Below are 21,361 nucleotides of genomic sequence, written 5' to 3' on the forward strand. Positions count from 1 at the left end.
GCGTCAGGCGCGGGCAACCCCGGAGCCGTCGAGGTCCAGATCCACGTCGAGGTGCCAATCGCCGTCGTCACCGTCGGCATCCTCGGCGGCGTCCCGCGCGGGGTACAGGCGGTGCGCCCGCAGCCTCGCCGCGTGCGCGCTGAAGTCCGGCTCGGGGTCATCCGAATCGTGCGGACCGACGAGCAGGTCGTTCCCGACGCCGACGACCAGGTCGGCGGCGTCCTGACGGCCGTTCAGGACGATGGGGATCTCGACAGCATCCGACTCGCCCTCGCTGGCGATGGCCGCGGCGAGGGTGACGAGCGAATCCGCCACGTCATCCGTGGTGACCAGTTGCTGACCTGCGTACGAGACGATCTTCATGAGTCGATCATCGCCCGATCCGACGAAATCGGGATCGGGGTTGCACGGGGTGCCCGTCGTTCGATAGTGCGCAGAGCCGGGGCCGCAGGATCACATGCGGGCGTAGCGGGCGCGGGCGAAGCAGAACAGGCCGTAGAGCACGAGCCCCGCACCGACGACCCAGAGGATGACCGCGCCGAAGGGCAGCCCTGCCAGGGTGCGGAGGGCCGAGTCGAGGCCGCCCGCCGTCTCGGGGTCGTGCGTCAGCGCGGCGATGACGAACAGCACACCCGCGACTCCGACGGCGATGCCCTTGGCGATGTAGCCGGCCACACCGAACGCGACGATGCCCGAACGCGCTGCTCCCCCGGGCGCCGAGAGGTTCTTCATGAACGCCTGGGTGATGCCGCGCACGACGAAGGCGATGCCGATCGCGGCGACGATCAGGCCCACGAGCACCAGCAGCGCGACGCCTGCGGGCGCCGCCAGGAGCTTGGCGCTAAACGACTGCGATGATTCGGACGACTGCGACTGCCCGCCGAGGGCGTACACGAGGGCTGTGGCGCCGATCGCGAGGTATGCCGCGGCGGTGCCGAGGAACTTCACCCGGTGCCCCCACTTCTTCTTCGTGTCGGGGTCGCGCTCGATCACGGCTTCCGCGATCTGCCAGATCGCGAGCGCCAGGAGCCCGATCACGATCAGCCACAGCAGGAAGACGCCGGCGGGCGACTGCTGGATCTGCTGCATCGCGCCGCCCTGGTCGGCGTTCTCGCCGCCCCCGCCGGTCGCGATCGAGATCGCGATGCCGCCGATGAGCAGATGCAGGATGCCGAGCACGACATAGCCGATCCGGGCGAGGACTCGGAAGGTCGTGGAGTCCTGAGCGGCGCTGGCTGCGGAGGCTGCGGAGTTTCGGGTGTTCATGGAGTCACACTGCTTTCGATCGTCTCTCCGCCGGCCGATGCCGCTGCGGTCCTGCTGGCGTGCCGAGCCCTCGCGGCCTCGACGCAGACCCACACGAAGCAGGCGACGGCGATGCCCTCGAGCAGGCCGGCCACCACATCGCTGAGCCAGTGCGCGTGCAGGTACGTGCGGCTCCACATCATCGTGACGACCCAGGCCGCCCCCAGCACCCACACGTACCAGCGACGGAAGGTCAGCGCGAGGATCACCGCGACCGTGGTCGCCACTGCGGTGTGCCCCGACGGGAACGACGTCGCCACGCTCTCGGCGAGGGAGTCCTCAGGTCGGGTACGACCGATCACGGCAGCCATCGTCGCGCCGATCGCGACGACGGCGACCATGGCGATCGCCAGCGTCGCGGCATCCCACCGGCGCGTGCGCCACACCAGCCACGCGATCAAGGCGGCGCCGACCACGATCATGCCCAGGGTGCCTCCGACGATTGCGGGCACCCAGGCCACGACCACCCACACGTCGCTGGACAGCGACACCGTGAGGTCGTGCCACCAGACGTCGACAGCGAGCGGCTCGTGTCCGCCCATCGCCACGAAGGTGCGGAGCACCACGAAGGCGACGGTCGCCGAGACGCCCGCGATCAGGGCCGCGGTCGATCGTGAGACGCCGACCACGCCCAGGTCAGGCGATCGGGTCGTTGTTGCGGATGCTGCGTCGCGTCACTCGCTCACCGGTGGCGGGGTCGACAGCTGTGCGGTCGACGGTCTCGGTGCGACGACTGCGCATCACGAGCACGAGGCTGATCAGGAACACGATGACGCCCGCGCCCATGAGGATGTAGCCGATGAGGTCGAGATCGACGTAGCCGCCGGTGTCGATGTTGATCGCGAAGACGAGGATCGCTCCGATGACGAAGAGCGCGATTCCACTGCCGATACCCATGTTGTCCGTTCCTCTCCGAGACCGCCCCTGCGGTCTCGCGTCGACAACGATAGGGTCAATGACCGTTGAGTCAATAGCCGTGGACACATCTCGCACCGCATGGTATGGATGAAGACGATGACTGAGCTCGAGAGACGTGCGGGGATCTTCGCGGCCCTCGCCGACCAGACGCGCCTGCGCATCGTCGACCTCCTCACCCTCGGGGATCTCTCCTCCTCCGAGATCGGGACGGCACTCGACCTGCGGTCGAACCTGATCGCCCACCACCTCGGGGTGCTCGAATCCGCGCAGATCGTCTCCCGCACGCGTTCGGAGTTCGACAAGCGCCGCAGCTACATCGGCCTGCGCCCGGAGGTGTTCGACACGCTCGCGCCGACGAGCGTGCCCCCACCTCGCCGGGTGCTCTTCGTCTGCACCGCGAACTCCGCGCGCTCGCAGCTCGCCGAGGTCATCTGGCGCGACATAAGCGACATCGACGCCGCATCCGCGGGGACTCGCCCTGCGGCGACCGTGAATCCCGAGGCCTCTGCGACCGCCGCCCGACACGGACTGGCGATCGAGCAGGGACGACCTCCCCGTCATGTGGACGACGTGCGCAGCGACGGCGATCTCGTCATCACGGTGTGCGACGACGCGCACGAGCGGCTGCGCATCCGCGACGATCTGCACTGGTCGATCCGCGATCCTGCCCGCATCGGCACGCCTGCGGCATTCGACGCCGCCTTCGACACCCTGTTCCAGCGGATCCGCGCCCTGTCGTCTCGACTCCTCGCCGCCTGAGCCGATGTCCCCGGTGCGTGCGATCATCTGCACGTCGATCGGAGGACGGGATGCGGGGCGAAGCCACCGTGCTGCACGCCGATCTCGACGCGTTCTACGCCTCGGTCGAGCAGCGCGATGCGCCCGAGCTGCGCGGCAGACCGGTGATCGTCGGCGGCGGAGTGGTGCTCGCCGCGAGCTACGAGGCCAAGGCCCGCGGGGTCCGCACCGCGATGGGCGGCCGCCAGGCGCTCGAGCTCTGCCCGGATGCCGTGGTCGTACCGCCGCGCATGGAGGCGTACTCGGCGGCGAGCAGAGACGTATTCGCGATCTTCCGCGACACGACGCCGCTCGTCGAGGGACTCTCGATCGACGAGGCCTTCCTCGAGGTCGGCGGGCTCCGGCACATCGTCGGCACGCCAGAGCAGGTCGCGGTGCGGCTGCGTGCACGGGTGCGCGCCGAGGTCGGACTCGCGATCTCGGTGGGCGTCGCCCGCACGAAGTTCCTCGCCAAGGTCGCGAGCGCGGTCGGCAAACCCGATGGACTGCTCGTGGTCGAACCGGAGCGAGAAGAGGAGTTCCTCCTCCCCCTGCCGGTCGAACGGCTGTGGGGCGTGGGCGCGGTCACGGCCGAGAAGCTGCACCGCTATGGCGTGCGCACGGTCGGTCAGCTGGCTGAGCTCGAGGCGGCGACGGCCGAGCGGATGCTGGGCAGGGCCGTCGGCTCGCATCTGCATGCTCTCGCCCGGCTGCGCGACCCTCGCCCCGTCGACACGACGCGGCGCCGAGGGTCGATCGGCTCCCAGCGTGCACTCGGCAGCCGACCGCGGTCGACCGAGGAGCTGGACGTGATCCTCACGCAGATCATCGACCGACTGGCCAGGCGTCTGCGCGACGGCGACCGGGTCTGCCGCACGGTCGTCCTGCGCCTGCGCTTCGGGGACTTCGCGAAGGCCACCCGGTCTCGCACCCTCGGCTCGCCGACCGACCGCACCGCGATCCTGCTCACGGTCGCGCAGACACTGCTCGACGCCGCGCGGCCCGAGATCGCCGAGCGGGGCATCACGTTGATCGGCATCTCCCTCTCGCAGCTCGACAAGGCCGACAGCGTGCAGCCCGAGCTGCCGATCGACTGGGGTGAGAAGCAGCGACTCGACACCGTGCTCGACACCCTGCGTGATCGCTTCGGCGCGGCATCCGTCTCCCGCGCGGCCCAGCTCGGTCGCGATGCGGGATGGTCGAGTCCGATCCTTCCGGAACACGAGTGATCGGCGTGACCGCCCAGGCGCCTCTTTGGAAGAACCGGCGCAGGATCTTAGGGTGGTGTGCATGGCAGGACCAGAGACCATGATGCAGACCGAGATCGTGCTCGACGGAGAGAGCTATCTCCTCGCACAGATACAGGATCTCGGCGACGTGAAGCATCGCATCGAGGAGGCTGTGAAGACCGCCGGCAGGTTCGTCGACTTCGTCGTGGTCGGCAACCGCGAGGTGAGTGTGCTCATCACCCCGCACTCCCGCGTGAGCATCAGCGTGTCGACGGTGCTCTTCGACGCGCGCGACACCGGAGACGTCGACTTCCCGTACGGCGGGTTCTACGACGGGTTCTGATCAGAGCTGTCTCTGATCAGAGCTGATCGAGCACGAGCTCGCCGCGCGAGTTCAGCTGCTCCATCATGTGCGTCACGCGCTTCGGGTCGATCGTCGCCACCGTCGGCTGGTCGAACTCCAGCACCAGCGGGATGCTCGGGTGCACCCAGATGGTCAGCCGGCCAGACGGCACCTCGGGTTTCGGCAGCCAGGTCATCATGAAACTCTCGTTGCGGCGCAGCTTCGTCCCGATGACGATCTTCAGGTGCGCCAGAGTCACGTCTTCGATGTCGATCGCGGGGCGCGAGCTGTTGTACTCCAGTGTTCCCATGTGAGAACTGTACGCGGGGTAGGCGACTGCTCGCCCCTCCCGATCGAAGGGCGAGCAGTCGCCGGCGCGAGTCGGACTATTTGATGGACCCTCGGGTGACTCCGGAGATGACCCAGCGCTGCGAGAAGATGTAGACGATCAGCAGCGGTGCCATCGCCATCAGGTATGAGGCGAAGGCGGTCGTGTAGTCGGTGTTGTACTGGCCCTGGAACACGTACTGCGCGAGCGGGATCGTGCGCGCACCGGGGTCGGTGAGCACGACGAGCGGCATGATGAAGTCGTTCCACGCCCAGACGCAGGTGAGAATGCCGACGGTGGCGTTCATGGGGGTCAGCAGCGGGAACACGATCTGCCAGAACACGCGCCATGTGGATGCTCCGTCGACGCGCGCGGCCTCTTCGAGCTCGATCGGGATCGAGCGGATGTAGGCGCTGTAGATGAAGACGTTCAGCGAGATCCCGAAGATCGTGTAGAGCACGATCATGCCGACCTGGTTGTCGAGCCCGAGGAGCGATGTCTGCTTGACCAGCGGCAGCATGATGATCGGGAACGGGATGAACAGCGCGGCGAGGAAGTAGAAGAACACTCCCTTGAAGAACGGCCGGTGGCTGTTGCGGGCCAACGCGTAGGCGACGACCGAGCTGGTCAGCAGGGTGAAGACGACCGCCCCGACGGTGATCAGCGCCGTGTTGAGAAGTGCCTGCGGGAACGCGGTCCGCGCCCACGCATCCGCGAAGTTCTCCCAGCGGATCGGGTTCGGCCATTCGAAACCGTTGCCGGCGGCGAGCTGCTCTGGCGTCTTGAGAGCGACGGCGACCGCGAGGTAGAGCGGGATGAGCACGGTGAGCGAGCAGACGGCGATGAGCGCGGTGGCCCACCAGTTCGTCTTGCGGGTGTCGTCGTTCTCGGCGGCGCGCCTGGCGCGCCATCCGGGGCGAGGTGTCGTCGCCTCGGCTTCGGCGAGGATCGTGGTTGCGGTGGTCATCAGATATCGGCCTCTCTGCGCTGAAGGACCCGGAACTGCAGGAGCGAGACGATCGTGATCACGATGAAGAAGATCACGGCGTTCGCGGTCTGGTAGGCGAACTCTCCTCCGGAGAATCCGCCGCGGAAGACGAGCAGGGTGACCGATTCGGTCGAGGTGCCCGGCCCGCCGTTGGTGAGGGCGACGATCGGGTCGAAGACCTGCAGGAAGCCCTTCAGGCTCAACACGACGTTGATCGTGAAGAACGCGCTGATGAGCGGGAAGGTGATGGATCCGAACTGACGCCACGACGAGGCACCGTCGAGAGATGCGGCCTCGTACAGCTCGCTCGGGATCGTCTGCAGCCCCGAGAGGTAGATGATGATCGAGAACGCGCAGGCCTGCCAGACCGCGAGTGCGACGATCGCCGTCCACGCCCAGTCGGGGTTGGTGAGGATGTTGTCGCGGAAGAGCGGGATGCCGGACAGGATCTTCGGCAGCGAGTTCGAGAACAGGAACTGGAAGACGTATCCGATCACCAGGATCGCGAGGACGTACGGCACGAAGTACACGCCGCGCCAGAAGTTCCGAGCGCGGATCTTGGCGTTGAGCCCCATCGCGATCGACAGCGAGATCACGTTCGTGAGGATCGTGGCCACGATGGCGAACAGGAACGAGAACCCGTAGGCCTTCAGAACCCTGTCGTCCTTGAACAGGTTGAGGTAGTTCGAGATCCCGACGAAGTTCCAGTCTCCATAGCCGGCGTAGTTCGTGAAGCTGAAGAAGATGCCCACGATGACGGGGATGGTGTGGAAGGCCGCGAAGGCGATGACGGCCGGCCAGACCATCCAGTAATAGGCGGGTAGGGCGCGGGAGTTCGCGGTGCGGACGCGCCGCGCGCGCTTCGTCCCCTCAGGCCCCGGTGTCGTGGCGCGCACAGCGCTGGTCAGAGTGCTCATTCGTCTTCTCCCGTCACGGGGATGGTGCGGGCGGCGACCTTGCGCCACTCGCTGTCGAGGGTCGACAGCGCCGCATCCGCGTCTCCGTCGAAGAGGAACTGCTGCACGATCGCGACCAGCGGGATGCTCGGCGGCACCTGGTGGTCGATGAAGCCGGTGATCCTGCCCTCGTCGAAGAAGGGCTTGACGGACTGCAGAGCCGGGTCGTCGCTCAGCTCCGCCCCCTCCACCGAGGGGATCATGTTCTGCGAGGCGGCGAATTCCTCGATCACTCCGACGTCGAAGAGGTACTCGATGAAGCGGAGCGCCTCCTCGCGATGAGGGGTGTCCTTCGCCATGGTGACGACGACGTCCACACCGGAGACCAGCAGGCGATCGTCGGGGTCGTCGGAGGCCGGGTACGGGAAGATCGCCGCGTTGATGTCGGGGTTGATGGCCTTCACCGGGTTGAGCGCCCAGATCCCCTGCAGCAGCATCGCGGACTCGCCGCGGGCGAACGCCGCGTTGCCGTCGTCGTACGTGCGACCTCGGTAGCCCTCCTGCATGTAGGAGAACAGCTGCGCCTGCTGTTCCATGACCTCGGGGAAGTCGTTCTCGAACGACACGGCCGAATCCGCACCGACATCCTCGCCCTCAGCCCTCATGTCGTCGAAGAAGCCGTCCTGCGAGGCGTAGGCCCCCAGGGCGTTCCACGACGGCATGCCGGTCCATGAGTCGGCGAGGGTGCCGTAGAACGGCGTGATCCCCGCCGCCTCGAGCGCGTCACACACCGCGATGAACTCATCCCAGGTCTCGGGGACCTCCAGCCCCTGCTCCTCGAATATGTCCTGGTTGTAGATCACTCCGTTGGCGTTGTTGACGTATCCGAGCCCGTTCACCTCGCCCTGCTTGGTGCCGAGCTCTGCGAGGATCTCCTGCACCGCGGGGTTGATGGTCTCGAGCACCGGCTCATCGGAGAAGTCATAGAACACCCCGGCTTGAGCGAGGTCCCCGAATCCGCCGTTCGCGTTCAGGGTGATGACGTCTGGCGCCTTGTCCTTGACGAGCAGCGTGCGGATGAGGGTCTCGGAGTCCGCGACCTGGTTCTGCACGACCCGGATGTCAGGATTCTCGGCTTCGAAGTCCGCGATGATCTCGTTGAAGTCCTCGAGCGCCTCCCCCTTGAACTGGAAGAAGCTGAGAGTGGTGATGCCGTCATCCGGCGACGCCGCGCATCCCCCCAGAGCCGCGACGGTGCCGAGTGCGGCCGCCATCGCGACCGCCCTTGCAGTCTTTCGATGTCTGATTCTCATGTGTGCGCCTCCTTGCGCGGAACAACTGCTCAGTGATCAGTGCTGTGAAACGATCTCGACGACGGTCGCCTGCTGGGGGAACTGCACGGGCGGGCGGATGCCGATGCTCCCGAGCTCTCGACCGGTCATGGCGACGGGCTCCTCGGCCCACGCGAGCGGTGACTGGGCCGGGTCATGCGCGGGGCGCGACAGGATGCGGAGTTCGTACGACCGCGCGGGATCCAGCCCCGGGAATCGCACCCGCCCTGCGGGGTAAGCGGCGCTGGTGGCGACCTGGGTGATGGTGAACACCGCGTGCGCCGCATCCTCCGCGACGATCCCGCGGACGTCGATGCCCGGCTCGGCACCGTCGACATGGACGACGGTGCCGTCGGCGATCAGCGGACGCAGTCGTTTGGCAAGGGCGATCCAGGTGGCGACACGGCCCCGGGTCTGCTCGTCGGCGGAGGTGAGGTCCCACTCGACGCCGAAGTGTCCGAGGAGGGCGACAGCGGCGCTCAGCTCGAGCGAGACCGTGCGTCCCGAGGAGTGCACCACCGGGCTTGTGAGGTGCATGCCCATCATTTCGGGCGGCACGACGAGGCCGGTGTAGCGCTGGTTCTCGAGCCGCTCGATCGGGTCGAGGCTGTCGCTGGTCCAGATGCGGTCGGTGCGGTCGAGGATGCCGAGGTCGACCCGGGCGCCGCCCGATGCGCAGCTCTCGATCTCGAGATCGGGGTGGGCGGCCTTCAACTCGTCGAGCAGCCGGTAGAGGGCGAGCGTGTTCGCTCGTACCCGCGGCGATCCCCCCGGCCCACTGCCCGCATCGACGAGATCCCGGTTGTGATCCCACTTGAGGTAGGCGATCGGATACTCGGCCAGGAGCGCGAGGAGGCGATCAGCGATATGGCGGTACGCGTCGGGATTCGCAAGATCCAGCACCTGCTGCTGCCGCGCGGAAGGCGGCAGAGACGCGCGGCCGCGGAGGATCCAGTCGGGATGCGCGCGGGCGAGATCGCTGTCAGGGTTCACCATCTCGGGTTCCACCCAGAGGCCGAACTCCATGCCGAGCTCAGTGACCTTGCGGACGAGCGGATGCAGGCCGTCTGGCCAGACCTCGGCATCCACCTCCCAGTCGCCGAGTCCTCGGGTGTCGTCGCGGCGCCCGGTGAACCATCCGTCGTCGAGCACGAACCGCTCGATCCCGACCTCTGCCGCGGCATCGGCGAGCGCCGCCAGTCGGTCGAAGTCGTGGTCGAAGTAGACGGCTTCCCACGTGTTGAGAGTGACCGGGCGCGCACGGCGCGGATGCTGCGGGCGGTCGCGCCACTCGGCGTGGAAGCGGCCCGAGAGCTGGTTGAGACCGTCGCCCCACGAGCCGATGACCCACGGCGTCGACACGGATGCTCCGGGGGCGATCATGACCTCACCCGGGGCGAACAGCTCACCGCCGGCAAGGAAGGCATCGCCCGTGACGACCCGCTCGGCGAGCACACGGTGGTTTCCGCTCCAGGCCACGTGGATGCCGTGCACCCGGCCGGACTCGAACCCGAAGCCGGGCCGGCCTGCCGCCAGCAGCACGGTCGCGTCGGCGCCCGGCCGCCCCCGCCGACCCTCACGCAGGTGCGTGCCGAGCGTGAAGACGTGCCGCTGAGCGGTGCGCTCGCGAAGATGGTGACCGGTGGTGTCGAGCAGTTCCGTGGCATCCCCGGGAGTCGGGAAGGCGAGCTGCAGAGCATCGAGCGAGTAGCCGCCGTCACCGGTGTTGGTCACGGTCATTCGCTGGTGGAGAAGCCCTGCGGCACCCACCTCGACGTCCCAGCGGAGGTGGATCCCCGCTTCCGCGTCCTTCAGCTCGACCGCGGCCGCATGGTGCTCGACGCGCACCTCGACGACCTCGGGCTTGATGCTGAAGCCGGCTCCCCCGCGGTGCCCCTCGATGGTCGGCGTTCCCAGCCAGCCCGAGGCCTCGGTGGCGACGGCGCTGAGACGTGCCGTGTGGTCGAGACCGCCCGACACCCGCTGCGGACGCGCGGCGACGGCGAGGCTGCGCAGGGTCTCCGGAGTCGAGCCGACGAGCTCCTCGCCCCAGTGGACGATGACGGGCACCTCTTCGGACTCGAGGTCGATGACGACACTCGTCCCGCCGCGGTGAAGGTGGATCACGCGATCGCTGGTGGCCGGGGACTCGAGTTCATCCATCACGCTCTCCTGCAGAGCCTCATTGCTGAAATGCATGGATTAGTTCTATCACGAAAGTAAAGGCATGCCAAGAGTGGTTCTGGAAACCTCGAATCCCGAATCCACCGCTGTTTTAGTGCCACAATGGAACGAACGAGGAGGTGGACATGCTCACAGAGAGCGAGAACGCGCTTGCGGAAGCGGTACTGATCCACGGCCCCATCTCCCGCTCGGCGCTGACGTCCCGACTCGGTCTCTCCGCCGCGAGCCTCACCCGCCTGGCGAAGCCCTTTCTCGACACCGGTCTTCTCGTCGAACTCGACGACGTCGTGGACGGCTCCGTCGGCCGCCCGACCAGACCGCTCGACATCGCCCCCGACCGGGGTTTCTTCGTCGGGGTCAAGCTCACAGGCGACACCCTGCACGCGGTTCTCACCGACGTCAGGGCCGCTCTCGTCGACTCTTTCACCCGCCCGCTCACTGCGTCCGATCCATCGAGCGTGGTCGCGGACATCCGCGCCGCGATCGACGATTTCGACGGCGACCTCCGTGGCATCGGCGTCAGCCTCGGCGGTTCGGTCGACGAGGGAGTCGTCGAGTTCGCCCCCTTCCTGGATTGGCACGACGTACCGTTCGCCGCCATGCTCGCCAATGCGACCGGACTGCCGGTCGCCGTCGAGAACGACCTGGTCGCGCTCGCCGAGGCCGAGAGGTGGTTCGGCATGGGCCGCGGCCTGCCCGGGTTCTCGGTGATCACGATCGGCGAGGGAATCGGCTACGCCGTCGTCGCACACAACGAGGTCGTGCGCACCCGCGAGGTCGGCGCCGGCCTCGGCGGACACATCCCTCTCGCAGCCAACGGCCCCCTCTGCGACCGCGGACATCGCGGGTGCGCACAGGCGATGCTCACATCGGGATCGATCACCGCCCAGGTCTCCGGCGCCCTGCGACGCACCGTCGACTACGACGAGTTCCTGGCGCTCACCGCAGGCGGCGACCCTGCAGCGGCTGCAGTGGCGGATGCCGCCGGCGAAGCGCTCGGCCGATTCATCGCCCTCGCCGCGAACCTCACGATGCAGCCAGCCACGGTTCTGGCCGGCGATGGCATAGGTCTGTTCTCGGTCGCCGAACCCGCCATCCGACGAGCGATCGCCGCCGACCGCGACCCGCTCGCGGATCCCATCGAGCTCTACATCGACGAGCCCGGGTTCACCGCCTGGGCGCGCGGAGCCGCCGCGGTGGCGATCCAATCGGCGATCGCGACGCTGTCGCTCCCCCGCTGACCGCGGCCCTCACCGACCAGCTCCACTCACTCCTCGATGGTCGCGAGCACCGACACGGCGCTCATCGCCGCGGGCCAGCCGGCGTAGAAAGCGAGATGCGTCGCCACCTCGGCAAGCTCCTCGCGGCTGATGCCGTTGGCGATCGCCTTGTTCATGTGCGACACCAGCTGAGCATCCCGCCCGAGGGCGATCAGCGTCGCCACCGTGATCAGGCTCCGCTCCCGCGGCGAGAGCTCCGGACGCTCCCAGACATCGGCGAAGAGCACGCCGTCGGTGAGGTCGGCGAGTTTCGGGGCGAGGTCGCGCACGAGCTGGGGTGCGACACGGGGATTGTCTCCGGTCATGGTGTCCTTCTTCCTCATTCAGCGTCGCGGCACCGGCAGGTCGCCGCATCCGTCCCTTCGACGCTAGGCGGGACGACCGGAACGAGGGAGGCCCTGACGGTACCTCGTTCGCGGGGCGCCGCAGACGGAATCCGACGGTTCCGCGATGACAGAATCGAGGGATGACCGATCCGTTCGACGCTCTGATCGAGGCCGGTTCGACCGCAGACGTCTCGGGCTGGGACTTCTCCTGGCTCGACGGGCGGGCGACCGAGGAACGCCCTCCGTGGCGTTACGCGCGCCTGCTGGGTGAGCGCCTGGGCGCAGCATCCGCCTCCCTCGACATCCAGACCGGCGGCGGCGAGGTGCTCTCTGAAGCCGCATCGTTCCCGCCCGTCGCGGTCGCGACGGAGTCCTGGCCACCGAACATCGCGCACGCCACCCGTCTGCTGCATCCGCGGGGCGTGGCCGTCGTGGCCGATCAGGACGAGCCCCCGCTGCCGTTCGCCGATGCCGCATTCGATCTGGTCACGAGCCGCCACCCCGCCACGATCTGGTGGAACGAGATCGCGCGCGTGCTCCGCCCCGGCGGCACCTATCTCGCGCAGCACGTGGGGCCAGCGAGCGCCTTCGAGCTGATCGAGTTCTTCCTCGGGCCGCAGCCGGAGGCCCGCCGCGGCCGACACCACGATGACGAGGTCCTCGCGGCCGAGGCTGCAGGACTCGAGGTCGTCGACCTCCGCACCGCGAGACTCCGGATCGAGATCCACGACGTCGCCGCCGTGGTCTATCTGCTGCGCAAGGTGATCTGGTGGGTTCCGGGTTTCACGGTCGAGACGCACCTCGACCGGCTCCGCGATCTGCACGAGCTCATCCAGGCGGAGGGCACGTTCGTCGCCCACTCGACCAGGCATCTGATCGACGCCCGTCGGCGCTGAGCCGACCTCACCCCGGCGAGAGCTGCCTGATCAGCCCGCCGCGCGCGGCATCGCACACGCCGCCGTGCCGCCGGGGAGGCGATGCCGGAAGCGGGCGATCAACGAATAGCCGAGCGATGCCGCCCACGAGAACGGCGGGGTCACGAGCAGATGGCCGAGGAAGCGAAGGATCCCCTGCGGCTGCAGTTGCAGCAGTGCGGCGAACGCCGCGTGGCCACGGAATCGTCGCCCGCCGGCCAGCAGCCAGACGTAATGGGTCACGTCATCATGGCTGAGCGCGAGTTCGTCCAGGTCGAGCCACTGCCACGGCTGCGCGTCCGGAAATCTGTCGAAGGCGTTCTCGAGTCGCCGCACCCACATCGTGCAGAAGGCGCAGTCGCCATCGAAGACGAGCAGCGGTTCGGTGGGCATGGCTCCGACACTACGCTCCCGAACCACAGGACTCTCGCGATCTCAACCCCCTGTACCCGTGCACGGCCATGGCGGAATCTATGGGCATGAGCCACCCCGACGACATCAAACAGCCCCTCGACCATCTGCCGCCGCTCGATGAGCGCGACAAGGCGATCGACATCGACGAGCCGAGCTATCCGACCTCCGAGGCACCGACCGGCCCCGCGCACGCATCACCCGAGACGGCTGCAGAGCCCGACAAGCCGAACCGCCACGGCGTCGACAAGCTGCCGCCGACCTCGCGCTGAGTGCTCGGCCACGTGGAGTCACCCACCGATATCCCGACGTCGATCCCACTGGACGACTGGCTCGCGAAGCTCGGTCAGTCCACCGGGGCGCCGGGAGGCGGCGCTGCGTCCGGTGTGATGCTCGGCATCGCCGCATCACTGTTGAGCATGGTCGCCGCATACACGCCCGATGATCCACGCGCAGCGGAGTGCGGGCGGCGAGTGGCAGGTCTGCGCGGCGAGGCGCTTCGCGGCGCGGAGAGCGACGGAATCGTCTCCGCCGACTTCGGCAGCGCGCTCGCCCTGCCCGAGGACGACCAGGATCGCGACGCCCGAGTGCGCGACGCAGCCGTGCGCGCGGCGGAGTCGGCGGCGCGACTCGGAGCATCCGGCATGGCACTGCTGAGCGAGCTGCGCGTGCTTCGCGAGATCGGGAACCGGAGCCTGTCGGCAGACCTCGCCGTCGCAGCCGCTGCGCTCAGCGCGGGTCTCTCAGGGTCCTCGATCAATCTGCGTGCCAACCTCCGGACTGCTCGCGCGCATCACGCGACGGCAGCGGACCTGGCCGAATTGCGAGTCGTCGCCGCGCAACTGGCTGAGACACAGCAGAGCGCCGCGCAGATCGCGGGCGACCTCTCCGCGGAGTTCGAAGGCTGATCTTCCCTATCCGCATCGATCCGGTCTAGTCGACCTGGTACTCCGGACCCTCGGGGGCCTCGAGCGGCGGCCCCGAGGGAGATTCGACTCCGCGGGTGAGCGCCTGCAATCGACGGACCAACTCGGCGTCCTCCAGCTCCGGCCCGGTCTCGGTGACCGTCTTCGCCACGATCTGGCTGGCCGGACCGATCAGGAACTTCGCCGTCACGACGGTGCCGTCGTGCTCCCGCACGGGTATCTCGACGATCTCGGCACGCTCCTCATCGCCCAGCGCGCGCCCGTAGGCCAACAGCGCGTCCGCGATGTCGTCACCGGTCAGGAACTCGTCGCCGCCATACAGGATCAATTGCATAGTGCCGTTCTATGCCACCACGGCCGGATACCCGCGCCCCTTGCCCGCCCGACGGGTGGATGCTAGCGGCGGCGCCCCCTCGGCGCGCAGACGAGAAAAGGGTACGCCCACCCGACAGCATCCGCCATGGGATGCCGTGGCGAGCGGATCGCGCGTATCGTCACGACCTGAGAGCCGGCGCCGTAGGCGTCATGGGGATCGCCCCCGGAGTGGCTCCGGTCGAGGGGCTCTGTGCCGACGGTTGCGAAACGCCCGCCGAGAGAGAGTCCCTCCACTGTGGGCGGCGGTGAACCGCGGTTCACACCCTGACGGCGGCGAGCTCCTCGCGGAGCAGCGCGGCCCCAGCACTGAGCGCACGCAACTTGCCTCGCGCGACGTCACGAGGCAACGGCGCCAAGCCGCAGTTCGTGCTCGGGATCAACTTGTCCGCGTCGACGAAGCGGAGGGCATCGCGCAGGGTGTCGGCGACCTCTTCGGGGGTCTCGATCGTGTCACTGGCGACGTCGATGGCTCCGAGCATGACCTTCTTGCCCCGGATGAGCTCGATGAGGTCCAGCGGGACGTGCGAGTGGTGGCTCTCCAGTGAGATGGTGTCGATGCTCGACTGCTGCAGCAGCGGGAACGACGTCTCGTACTGCCGCCATTCCGCCCCGAGAGTCGCCTTCCAGTCGGTGTTCGCCTTGATCCCGTAGCCGTAGCAGATGTGCACCACGGTCTCGGCACGCAGTCCTTCGGCCGCTCTCTCGAGAACCGCGACGCCCCAGTCCTTCACGTCGTCGAAGAAGACGTTGAACGCCGGCTCGTCGAACTGGATGATGTCGACCCCCGCCGCCTCGAGCTCCCGCGCCTCCTGGTTGAGGATCGTCGCGAACTCCCAGGCCAGCTTCTCGCGGCTCTTGTAGTGGCGGTCGTACAGAGTGTCGATCATCGTCATCGGACCGGGCAGGGCCCACTTGATCGGCTGATCGGTCTGCTGGCGGAGGAACTTGGCATCCTCGACGAACACGGGCTTCTCGCGGCTCACAGCTCCGACGACGGTCGGCACGCTGGCGTCGTATCGGTCGCGGATCCGAACGGTCTCCCGCTGGTCGAAATCGACGCCGGAGAGATGCTCGATGAACGTCGTGACGAAGTGCTGGCGGCTCTGCTCGCCGTCGCTGATGATGTCGAGGCCGGCCTGATGCTGCTCCTCGACGGTGATGCGCAGAGCATCCTGCACGCCCTCGACCAGAGCATCGCCCTCCAGCTTCCAGGGCGACCAGAGGGTTTCGGGCTGGGCGAGCCAGGACGGCTTGGGCAGGCTGCCGACGATCGACGTGGGAAGAAGCGTGGTCATGGTGTGGAGTTCTCCGTCGGTCGGGCGAGAAAGATGGTCAGGCGACGGGGGCGAGGTCGTCGGCAGGCACACGGTCGTCGGCCGTGTCGCCGTAACTGGCGGCCCACTGCTCGAGAAGCTCGCCGTGCGGCTGCATCAGGTGCTCGTCCGTGAACCTGCCCTGCTCGGCTGCAAGTCGACTCCGCTCGTCGCGGTCGTACGCGATCTTGGTCACCGAGTAGTCCTGCTGCTCGAGACTCGGCTGATAGATGCCCGCCGCGGCCGAGTTCGCGTTGTAGACCTCCGGGCGGTAGATCTTCTGGAACGTCTCCATCGTGCTGATCGTGCCGATGAGTTGGAGGTTCGTGTAGTCGTTCAGCAGATCGCCGCGGAAGTAGAACGCCAGCGGCGCGACGCTGCCGCGCGGCATGAAGTACCGAACCGAGAGACCCATCTTGGCGAAGTACGCATCGGTCAGCGACGAGTCCTTCTGCTCATACTCGACCCCGAGGACCGGGTGATGATTGTCGGTGCGACGGTACGTCTTGCTCGTCGAGACGCTGATGCAGATCACCGGCGAGAGGGAGAACCGCTCCTGGTAGGCCTCGGAGTCGAGGAAGTGCTGGAAGAGCTTGCCGTGCAGATCGCCGAAGTCGTCGGGAAGGGCGAATCGACCCGCGGCTTCGCTGGCGGCCGGCAGTCGCACACTGAAGTCGTAGTCGCGCACGTACGACGAGAAGTTGTTGCCGACGATCCCGTGGGTGCGCTTTCCGGTCAGGCGGTCGACGATCTGGATGTCCAGAACCTCGAGCAGGGGGAACTCCCGGTCCTCGCCCTCCGCGGCGAACTGCACAGCGACCGAGATGATCTCGAGTTCGAGCGTGTAGCGGTCACCGCCCGGATTGTCCCAGCGGGCCAGGTCGTTGAACCGACGGTCGATCATCGTCAGCGCGTTGCGCAGGTTCTGCTGACGGTGCTCCCCGCGCGCCAGGTTGGCGAAGTTCGTGGTGATGCGGGAATCGTGCGACGGCGAATAGTCCTCGTCGAAGCGGGTCGTCGTGATGCGGAACGTGAATTCGTGGGCCATGAGGTGCCAATCGGTGAACTGATCGGCCGGGCTCGGCCTCGCGAAAGGGGATGCCTCCATGGTGCGCCGAGAGCACCTCCATCGGGTAATGCTCCACGACTATGCGATGGCATAGTCTGTGCCTATGGCCAAACGATCGAGTGGGATCACCCTGCAGCAGCTCACGTATTACATCGAGGTCGCCGCAGAAGGATCGATCAGTGCGGCAGCGGATCTGCTCTACGTCGCGCAGCCCACGATGTCGGCGGCGATGAAAGACCTCGAGAGCCGCGTGGGGCGCGTCCTGCTCCTGCGTTCCGCCCGCGGAGTGACGCTCACCACCGACGGCGTGGAGTTCCTCGGGTATGCGAGGCAGGTCGTCGAGCAGGTCGCGCTCCTCGAGCAGCGCTACCTCGGGCGCCCGCCGTCACGACGCCTGCTCGGGGTGTCGACGCAGCACTACTCGTTCGCCGTCGATGCACTGGTGCGGATGGTGAAGGCGACCTCGGCCGCCGAATACGAGTTCTCGCTGCGAGAGACGCGCACGTGGGACATCATCGAAGATGTCCGCACCCTCCGCAGCGAACTGGGCATCCTGTACCGCAACGACTTCAACCGCAACGTCATCGACAAGCTGCTCCGAGACTCCGGGCTCGCCTTCCGCCCGCTCTTCGTCGCCGAACCGCACATCTTCATCTCGCGCAAGAATCCTCTGGCATCTCGTGATCGCGTGACCCTCGACGATCTCGCCGAGGTGCCGCGGCTCACCTTCGACCAGGGCGCGAACAACTCCTTCTACTTCGCCGAGGAGATCCTCTCCACGCTCTCGAGCCCGCAGGAGATCCGGGTCTCCGACCGCGCGACCATCTTCAACCTGATGATCGGGCTCGACGGATACACCATCTCGACAGGCATCATCAGCGACGATCTCGACCCCGAGATCGTCGCCATCCCGCTCGACGTCGACGAGCGCATCGAGATCGGCTGGATCGGCCACTCCGCGATCCCGCTGACCGAGCAGGCGCAGCGCTACCTCGCGGAGCTCCGGACAGTCGTCTCGGGCTTCGGTGTGACGCTGCTCGGCTGAGCTCGCGCGGCACGAGAGGACCCCTGCCGATGAGCAGCTGCCGCTAGCACTTCGTCGACCTCTCGCGCAAGAGCCATCCCCGTTATCCACTCGCATGCCACCATCAGCACATGAGCATTCACCACGATCCTCCTCGCCTCGGCGGGGATGCGTCGTGGGGCGCCGAGGCCGATCTCATGACGCACATCGCCGGCGGCAGCCAGACGGCTTTCGCCCAGCTGTACGACCTCACGTGCACTCGCGTCTTCGGCCTCATCCTCAGCGTGATCGATGCCAAGGCGGCTGCGGAGGAGATCCTCCAGGACACCTACGTGCACGCCTGGTCGCATGCGCGGGAGTTCACGGCGTTCCGAGGCAGCCCCTGTGAGTGGATCTCGGAGATCGCCCGACGTCGCGCGGACGAGCGCGTGCTCGCGGCGGACGCCACTGCGACGACGGGCGAGACGGTCGGGGACGGACTCGACGGTCCGCTCGGACGCCTGTCCGCGTGACCGGGTCGGCCGCTCGGACCGCGTAGGCCACGGCGCCCCTCCACCCGAGCCCCGTTCTTGACCCGGGTCAGCCCTGCCGGCCCTTGAACCGCGGGTTGAGCTTGTTGATCACGAACACCCTGCCCCGTCGGCGCACGACCTGGGCGCCGGGCTGATTCTTCAGGGACTTGAGCGACGCGCGAACCTTCATGACGATCTCCTTATTGATAATGCTTCTCATTAACACTGTAGGGTGAGGAGCAGCATCCGGTCAAAGAGGAAGAGCAGGTCGTTCGTGGACACCAGGAATCCCGTCATCGTCGTCGGAGTGTGCGCACCGGAGCGTCGGTCATACGCGGAGCGACTGGCGCAGGCCACCGACGGACGCCTGCTGCCTCTGGTCGACGGGCGGCCGGCGCGAGGGCGGCATCCCGTCGAGTTCTCACTCGAACATCCGTCGATCGCACGGAGACCCGTGGAGATCGTCGCCGACCTCGCGAGCGAGCTCGACCTCCCCCACCTCGCCCTGGCCCAGGGCCCCGACGCGTCGGTCATCTGCGTGGTCGACACCGTGCACCTCGGGCATGACCTCCGCGACGGCGCGCCCCTCATCGTCGGCGCACCCGAGGGTGACGACCGCCGGGACTTCGGCTCGCGCGCCCGCCGGGCGGTCTCCTACATCGAGGGCGCGACTCTCATCGCCTTCGTGAACTGGGAGTCGACACCCACCGCCGAACTCTCGCTGCTCATGGCACTCGCCTCCCACCTCAACCCGACGGCCCGCGTGCGGCTGTCGCGGGGCCCCGCCGAGGACCTCCATGCCCTGCGTGCCTCGCCGCGCTTCGCGCCGCCACTGCTCGAACGGGCCGGATGGGTCCACTCCCTGAACGACGAGCACGACCCGCACATGACGGACTCCAGGGTCACGACGGTGCGCTACGAGCAGCCCCGCCCGTTCCACCCGGCACGGCTGCACACCGCGCTCGACGTCATCGAGTCGGGTCATCACGGGGTCGTGCTGCGTTCCGCCGGATTCCGTCGGCTGGCCAGCCGCACCGGCATCCTCGCGCGCTGGGATCAGGTCGGCTCCGCCCTCTGGATCGATCCCGTCTCCACCGACGTCGAGACCGCATCCACGGTGCAGGATCTCGCCGTCACCGGACTGGATCTCGACCACGCGGGGCTTCGGACCGCACTCGACGACGCGACCGTCACCGATGACGAGCTGACGGCAGGACCCACCGCGTGGTGGAGGTTCTCGGACCCGTTCCCCGCGTGGCCCTCGATCGTGGACCAGGCAGGGCGGAGTGGCGACCAGTGACCCGCGCGCGCTGAAGGGTCACGCCCCGACGCGCACGCGCCCGTCGAGAAGCGGGATCGTGCAGTCCGCATCGCCGATGACGGCGGGGTCGTGCGAGACGCAGACGACCGCGACCCCGCGTGCCGACTCCTCGCGCAGCACCGCGCGGATCCGACGGGCACTCGATGCGTCGAGGCCGGTCGTCGGCTCGTCGAGCAGCAGAAGGTCGGCATCGCGAGCCAACCCCTGCGCCAGCAGTGCCCGCTGCTGCTGGCCGCCGGAGAGCGAGGAGAACGGCTCACGTGCCAGCGCACGGATCTCGAGGCGCTCCATCGATCTCTCGATGAGCTCGCGCGCTGTGGCATCCATGCGTCGCCACAGCCCGAGCCGACCCCACGCGCCGACGCTGACGACGTCTCTCACCGACACGGGAAGGCCGACCGGGATGGCGGCTCGTTGAGGCACGAACGCCACAGCACCGCGCACGGTGCGGATGCCGGAGGTCATCGCGCGCGTGCCCCCGAGCACTTCGAGAAGAGTCGACTTGCCGGCGCCGTTCGGCCCGGTGATGACGGTGACCGCGCCGGAGGCGATCGAGACGTCGACGCCCACGAGCGCCGCGCGGTCTGCGAACGAGACGGTGACTCCCGCGAGGTCAGCGGTCGCACGCGGGGTGAGGGGAAGGTCGAGCACCCCTACATCTTATGAGTTTGATAATCATTATCAAAAAGCCCTAGGCTCCCTGAACGTGACCTCCCACCCCTCCGGCGTGCTCGCCCCCTTCGCCCTCGACTTCCTGCAGCGCGGGATGCTCGGCGGCGCACTCGTGGCGATCCTCTGCGCCGTCGTCGGCACCTGGGTGGTCATCCGCGGCATGGCGTTCCTCGGCGAGGCACTCGCACACGGGATGCTCCCCGGGGTCGCCCTCGCCACCGTCCTGTCGCTGCCGGTGCTGGTCGGCGGCGCTCTCAGCGCCATCGCCATGAGCCTCGGCATCGGCGCGCTGCAGCGCCGAGCACGGCTGTCGTACGACACGAGCATCGGCCTGCTGTTCGTCTCGATGCTCGCGCTCGGGGTCATCATCATCTCCCACTCCGGCAGCTTCGCCACCGACGCGACGGCGATCCTCTTCGGCGACATCCTCGCGATCAGCGGGACCGACATCGCATTGCTCGCCGCGGCAGCGACCGTCGGACTGATCACCGCCGCCATGCTCCATCGCTCGTTCGTCGCCCTGTCGCTCGATGCGCGGATCGCCTCGGTGCTGGAACTTCGCCCGCAGATCGCGCAGGCCGCGCTCGTCGGACTCGTGACTCTCGCGGTCGTCGCGTCGTATCAGGCCGTCGGATCGATGCTCGTCGTCGGCCTGCTGCTCGCACCGGCCGTCGCCGCAGGGCACTGGACCACCCGCATCCCGACCCGCATGGCGCTCGCCGCGCTCTTCGGCGTCGCCGCGGTCTTCCTCGGCCTGCTCGCCTCGTGGTACGCGGCGACGGCCGCGGGGGCATCGGTCGCGGCATCCGCCATCCTGCTCGCCTGCCTCTCGTGGGCCGTGCGAGCAGCCGCCGATTCTCTCGGATCGCGGGCGCGACGCGCCTGAACCCGCCGACGCGACGACGCGACCCCGCATGAC

Annotated in this window: 27 protein-coding genes; 11 read left to right on the forward strand and 16 right to left on the reverse strand. The window is 67.9% G+C overall.

The genetic code is table 11. The features are described from left to right. Window positions 1-3 precede the first annotated feature (3 nt). The 4 genes from ASF80_RS16695 to ASF80_RS16710 form a co-directional block, all read right to left on the reverse strand. Window positions 4-363, reverse strand: a complete 360-nt coding sequence (locus ASF80_RS16695) for a hypothetical protein (RefSeq protein ID WP_056313164.1) — start codon at window positions 361-363, stop codon at window positions 4-6. 90 nt (window positions 364-453) lie between these two features. Beyond that, a complete protein-coding gene (locus tag ASF80_RS16700; RefSeq protein WP_056313166.1) occupies window positions 454-1,266 on the reverse strand; it encodes a DUF1206 domain-containing protein in 813 nt (270 codons plus the stop codon). Further along, window positions 1,263-1,934 (reverse strand): phosphatase PAP2 family protein, encoded by a 672-nt coding sequence (locus tag ASF80_RS16705; protein WP_235560031.1) that lies wholly within the window; start codon window positions 1,932-1,934, stop codon window positions 1,263-1,265. Before ASF80_RS16705 ends, ASF80_RS16700 begins: the two co-directional genes overlap by 4 nt. Before the next feature lie 7 nt (window positions 1,935-1,941). Beyond that, a complete protein-coding gene (locus ASF80_RS16710; RefSeq protein WP_056313171.1) occupies window positions 1,942-2,202 on the reverse strand; it encodes a DUF6458 family protein in 261 nt (86 codons plus the stop codon). Window positions 2,203-2,319: 117 nt separating this feature from the next. Here ASF80_RS16710 and ASF80_RS16715 point away from each other — a divergent pair, with 117 nt between their 5' ends. The 3 genes from ASF80_RS16715 to ASF80_RS16725 all read left to right on the forward strand — a co-directional run bounded on the left by ASF80_RS16715 (window position 2,320) and on the right by ASF80_RS16725 (window position 4,572). Next, on the forward strand, window positions 2,320-2,982 hold the full coding sequence (locus ASF80_RS16715; RefSeq protein WP_321163987.1) for an ArsR family transcriptional regulator: 663 nt from the start codon (window positions 2,320-2,322) through the stop codon (window positions 2,980-2,982). Between the two features lie 50 nt (window positions 2,983-3,032). Next, window positions 3,033-4,229: a DNA polymerase IV gene (gene dinB, locus ASF80_RS16720; RefSeq protein ID WP_056313174.1), complete on the forward strand. Its 1,197-nt coding sequence runs from the start codon at window positions 3,033-3,035 to the stop codon at window positions 4,227-4,229. A 61-nt stretch (window positions 4,230-4,290) separates the two neighbouring features. After that, window positions 4,291-4,572 (forward strand): hypothetical protein, encoded by a 282-nt coding sequence (locus ASF80_RS16725; RefSeq protein ID WP_056313176.1) that lies wholly within the window; start codon window positions 4,291-4,293, stop codon window positions 4,570-4,572. 16 nt (window positions 4,573-4,588) lie between these two features. Here ASF80_RS16725 and ASF80_RS16730 read toward each other — a convergent pair whose 3' ends face one another. The 5 genes from ASF80_RS16730 to ASF80_RS16750 all read right to left on the reverse strand — a co-directional run bounded on the left by ASF80_RS16730 (window position 4,589) and on the right by ASF80_RS16750 (window position 10,314). Then, window positions 4,589-4,882, reverse strand: coding sequence for a hypothetical protein (locus ASF80_RS16730; protein ID WP_056313178.1), 294 nt, complete (start codon window positions 4,880-4,882; stop codon window positions 4,589-4,591). Window positions 4,883-4,958: 76 nt separating this feature from the next. Beyond that, on the reverse strand, window positions 4,959-5,867 hold the full coding sequence (locus tag ASF80_RS16735) for a carbohydrate ABC transporter permease (RefSeq protein ID WP_056313179.1): 909 nt from the start codon (window positions 5,865-5,867) through the stop codon (window positions 4,959-4,961). Continuing rightward, window positions 5,867-6,805: a carbohydrate ABC transporter permease gene (locus tag ASF80_RS16740; protein ID WP_082488429.1), complete on the reverse strand. Its 939-nt coding sequence runs from the start codon at window positions 6,803-6,805 to the stop codon at window positions 5,867-5,869. The genes ASF80_RS16735 and ASF80_RS16740 overlap by 1 nt, the downstream gene beginning before the upstream one ends. Next, window positions 6,802-8,058, reverse strand: coding sequence for an ABC transporter substrate-binding protein (locus ASF80_RS16745; RefSeq protein WP_235560032.1), 1,257 nt, complete (start codon window positions 8,056-8,058; stop codon window positions 6,802-6,804). The genes ASF80_RS16740 and ASF80_RS16745 overlap by 4 nt, the downstream gene beginning before the upstream one ends. Before the next feature lie 75 nt (window positions 8,059-8,133). After that, window positions 8,134-10,314 carry an alpha-galactosidase gene (locus tag ASF80_RS16750; protein ID WP_321163988.1) on the reverse strand — a complete coding sequence of 727 codons (2,181 nt, stop codon included), beginning with the start codon at window positions 10,312-10,314 and terminating at the stop codon, window positions 8,134-8,136. 110 nt (window positions 10,315-10,424) lie between these two features. On the opposite strand from ASF80_RS16750, the gene ASF80_RS16755 reads away from it, so the two are divergent. Further along, complete coding sequence (locus ASF80_RS16755; RefSeq protein WP_056313694.1) at window positions 10,425-11,540, forward strand: ROK family transcriptional regulator; 1,116 nt, start codon at window positions 10,425-10,427, stop codon at window positions 11,538-11,540. Window positions 11,541-11,566: 26 nt separating this feature from the next. Here ASF80_RS16755 and ASF80_RS16760 read toward each other — a convergent pair whose 3' ends face one another. Continuing rightward, window positions 11,567-11,884 (reverse strand): carboxymuconolactone decarboxylase family protein, encoded by a 318-nt coding sequence (locus ASF80_RS16760; RefSeq protein WP_056313696.1) that lies wholly within the window; start codon window positions 11,882-11,884, stop codon window positions 11,567-11,569. A 161-nt stretch (window positions 11,885-12,045) separates the two neighbouring features. On the opposite strand from ASF80_RS16760, the gene ASF80_RS16765 reads away from it, so the two are divergent. Further along, entirely contained in the window at window positions 12,046-12,801 is a 756-nt protein-coding gene (locus ASF80_RS16765; RefSeq protein ID WP_056313185.1) for a class I SAM-dependent methyltransferase, read from the forward strand. A 30-nt stretch (window positions 12,802-12,831) separates the two neighbouring features. Here ASF80_RS16765 and ASF80_RS16770 read toward each other — a convergent pair whose 3' ends face one another. Further along, a complete protein-coding gene (locus ASF80_RS16770; RefSeq protein ID WP_056313187.1) occupies window positions 12,832-13,212 on the reverse strand; it encodes a thiol-disulfide oxidoreductase DCC family protein in 381 nt (126 codons plus the stop codon). Between the two features lie 86 nt (window positions 13,213-13,298). Here ASF80_RS16770 and ASF80_RS16775 point away from each other — a divergent pair, with 86 nt between their 5' ends. Beyond that, complete coding sequence (locus ASF80_RS16775; RefSeq protein ID WP_056313699.1) at window positions 13,299-13,502, forward strand: hypothetical protein; 204 nt, start codon at window positions 13,299-13,301, stop codon at window positions 13,500-13,502. A 12-nt stretch (window positions 13,503-13,514) separates the two neighbouring features. Further along, entirely contained in the window at window positions 13,515-14,138 is a 624-nt protein-coding gene (locus ASF80_RS16780; protein WP_162239141.1) for a cyclodeaminase/cyclohydrolase family protein, read from the forward strand. 25 nt (window positions 14,139-14,163) lie between these two features. Here the strand turns inward: ASF80_RS16780 and ASF80_RS16785 are convergent, their stop codons facing one another. The 3 genes from ASF80_RS16785 to ASF80_RS16795 all read right to left on the reverse strand — a co-directional run bounded on the left by ASF80_RS16785 (window position 14,164) and on the right by ASF80_RS16795 (window position 16,892). Beyond that, window positions 14,164-14,490, reverse strand: coding sequence for a hypothetical protein (locus tag ASF80_RS16785; protein WP_056313191.1), 327 nt, complete (start codon window positions 14,488-14,490; stop codon window positions 14,164-14,166). A 298-nt stretch (window positions 14,491-14,788) separates the two neighbouring features. After that, window positions 14,789-15,826 carry a methionine synthase gene (locus ASF80_RS16790; protein WP_056313194.1) on the reverse strand — a complete coding sequence of 346 codons (1,038 nt, stop codon included), beginning with the start codon at window positions 15,824-15,826 and terminating at the stop codon, window positions 14,789-14,791. Window positions 15,827-15,863: 37 nt separating this feature from the next. Continuing rightward, the gene (locus ASF80_RS16795; protein ID WP_056313701.1) at window positions 15,864-16,892 is read right to left on the reverse strand and encodes a DUF1852 domain-containing protein; all 1,029 of its coding nucleotides are present in this window, start codon (window positions 16,890-16,892) and stop codon (window positions 15,864-15,866) included. 124 nt (window positions 16,893-17,016) lie between these two features. Here ASF80_RS16795 and ASF80_RS16800 point away from each other — a divergent pair, with 124 nt between their 5' ends. Then, window positions 17,017-17,958, forward strand: a complete 942-nt coding sequence (locus ASF80_RS16800) for a LysR family transcriptional regulator (RefSeq protein WP_056313195.1) — start codon at window positions 17,017-17,019, stop codon at window positions 17,956-17,958. 110 nt (window positions 17,959-18,068) lie between these two features. Then, a complete protein-coding gene (locus tag ASF80_RS16805; RefSeq protein WP_056313197.1) occupies window positions 18,069-18,449 on the forward strand; it encodes a sigma factor in 381 nt (126 codons plus the stop codon). A 67-nt stretch (window positions 18,450-18,516) separates the two neighbouring features. Here the strand turns inward: ASF80_RS16805 and ykgO are convergent, their stop codons facing one another. Next, window positions 18,517-18,639, reverse strand: coding sequence for a type B 50S ribosomal protein L36 (gene ykgO / locus ASF80_RS16810; protein ID WP_036311902.1), 123 nt, complete (start codon window positions 18,637-18,639; stop codon window positions 18,517-18,519). Between the two features lie 84 nt (window positions 18,640-18,723). Between ykgO and ASF80_RS16815 the strand changes: the two genes are divergently transcribed. Next, a complete protein-coding gene (locus tag ASF80_RS16815) occupies window positions 18,724-19,749 on the forward strand; it encodes a GTP-binding protein (RefSeq protein WP_056313198.1) in 1,026 nt (341 codons plus the stop codon). An 18-nt stretch (window positions 19,750-19,767) separates the two neighbouring features. Here ASF80_RS16815 and aztA read toward each other — a convergent pair whose 3' ends face one another. Next, window positions 19,768-20,421: a zinc ABC transporter ATP-binding protein AztA gene (gene aztA / locus ASF80_RS16820; protein ID WP_056313201.1), complete on the reverse strand. Its 654-nt coding sequence runs from the start codon at window positions 20,419-20,421 to the stop codon at window positions 19,768-19,770. A gap of 55 nt (window positions 20,422-20,476) precedes the next feature. Between aztA and aztB the strand changes: the two genes are divergently transcribed. Beyond that, a complete protein-coding gene (gene aztB / locus ASF80_RS16825; RefSeq protein WP_268776039.1) occupies window positions 20,477-21,328 on the forward strand; it encodes a zinc ABC transporter permease AztB in 852 nt (283 codons plus the stop codon). Window positions 21,329-21,361: the final 33 nt, after the last annotated feature.

It is taken from the genome of Microbacterium sp. Leaf159 (assembly GCF_001423615.1).
Lineage (GTDB): Bacteria > Actinomycetota > Actinomycetes > Actinomycetales > Microbacteriaceae > Microbacterium.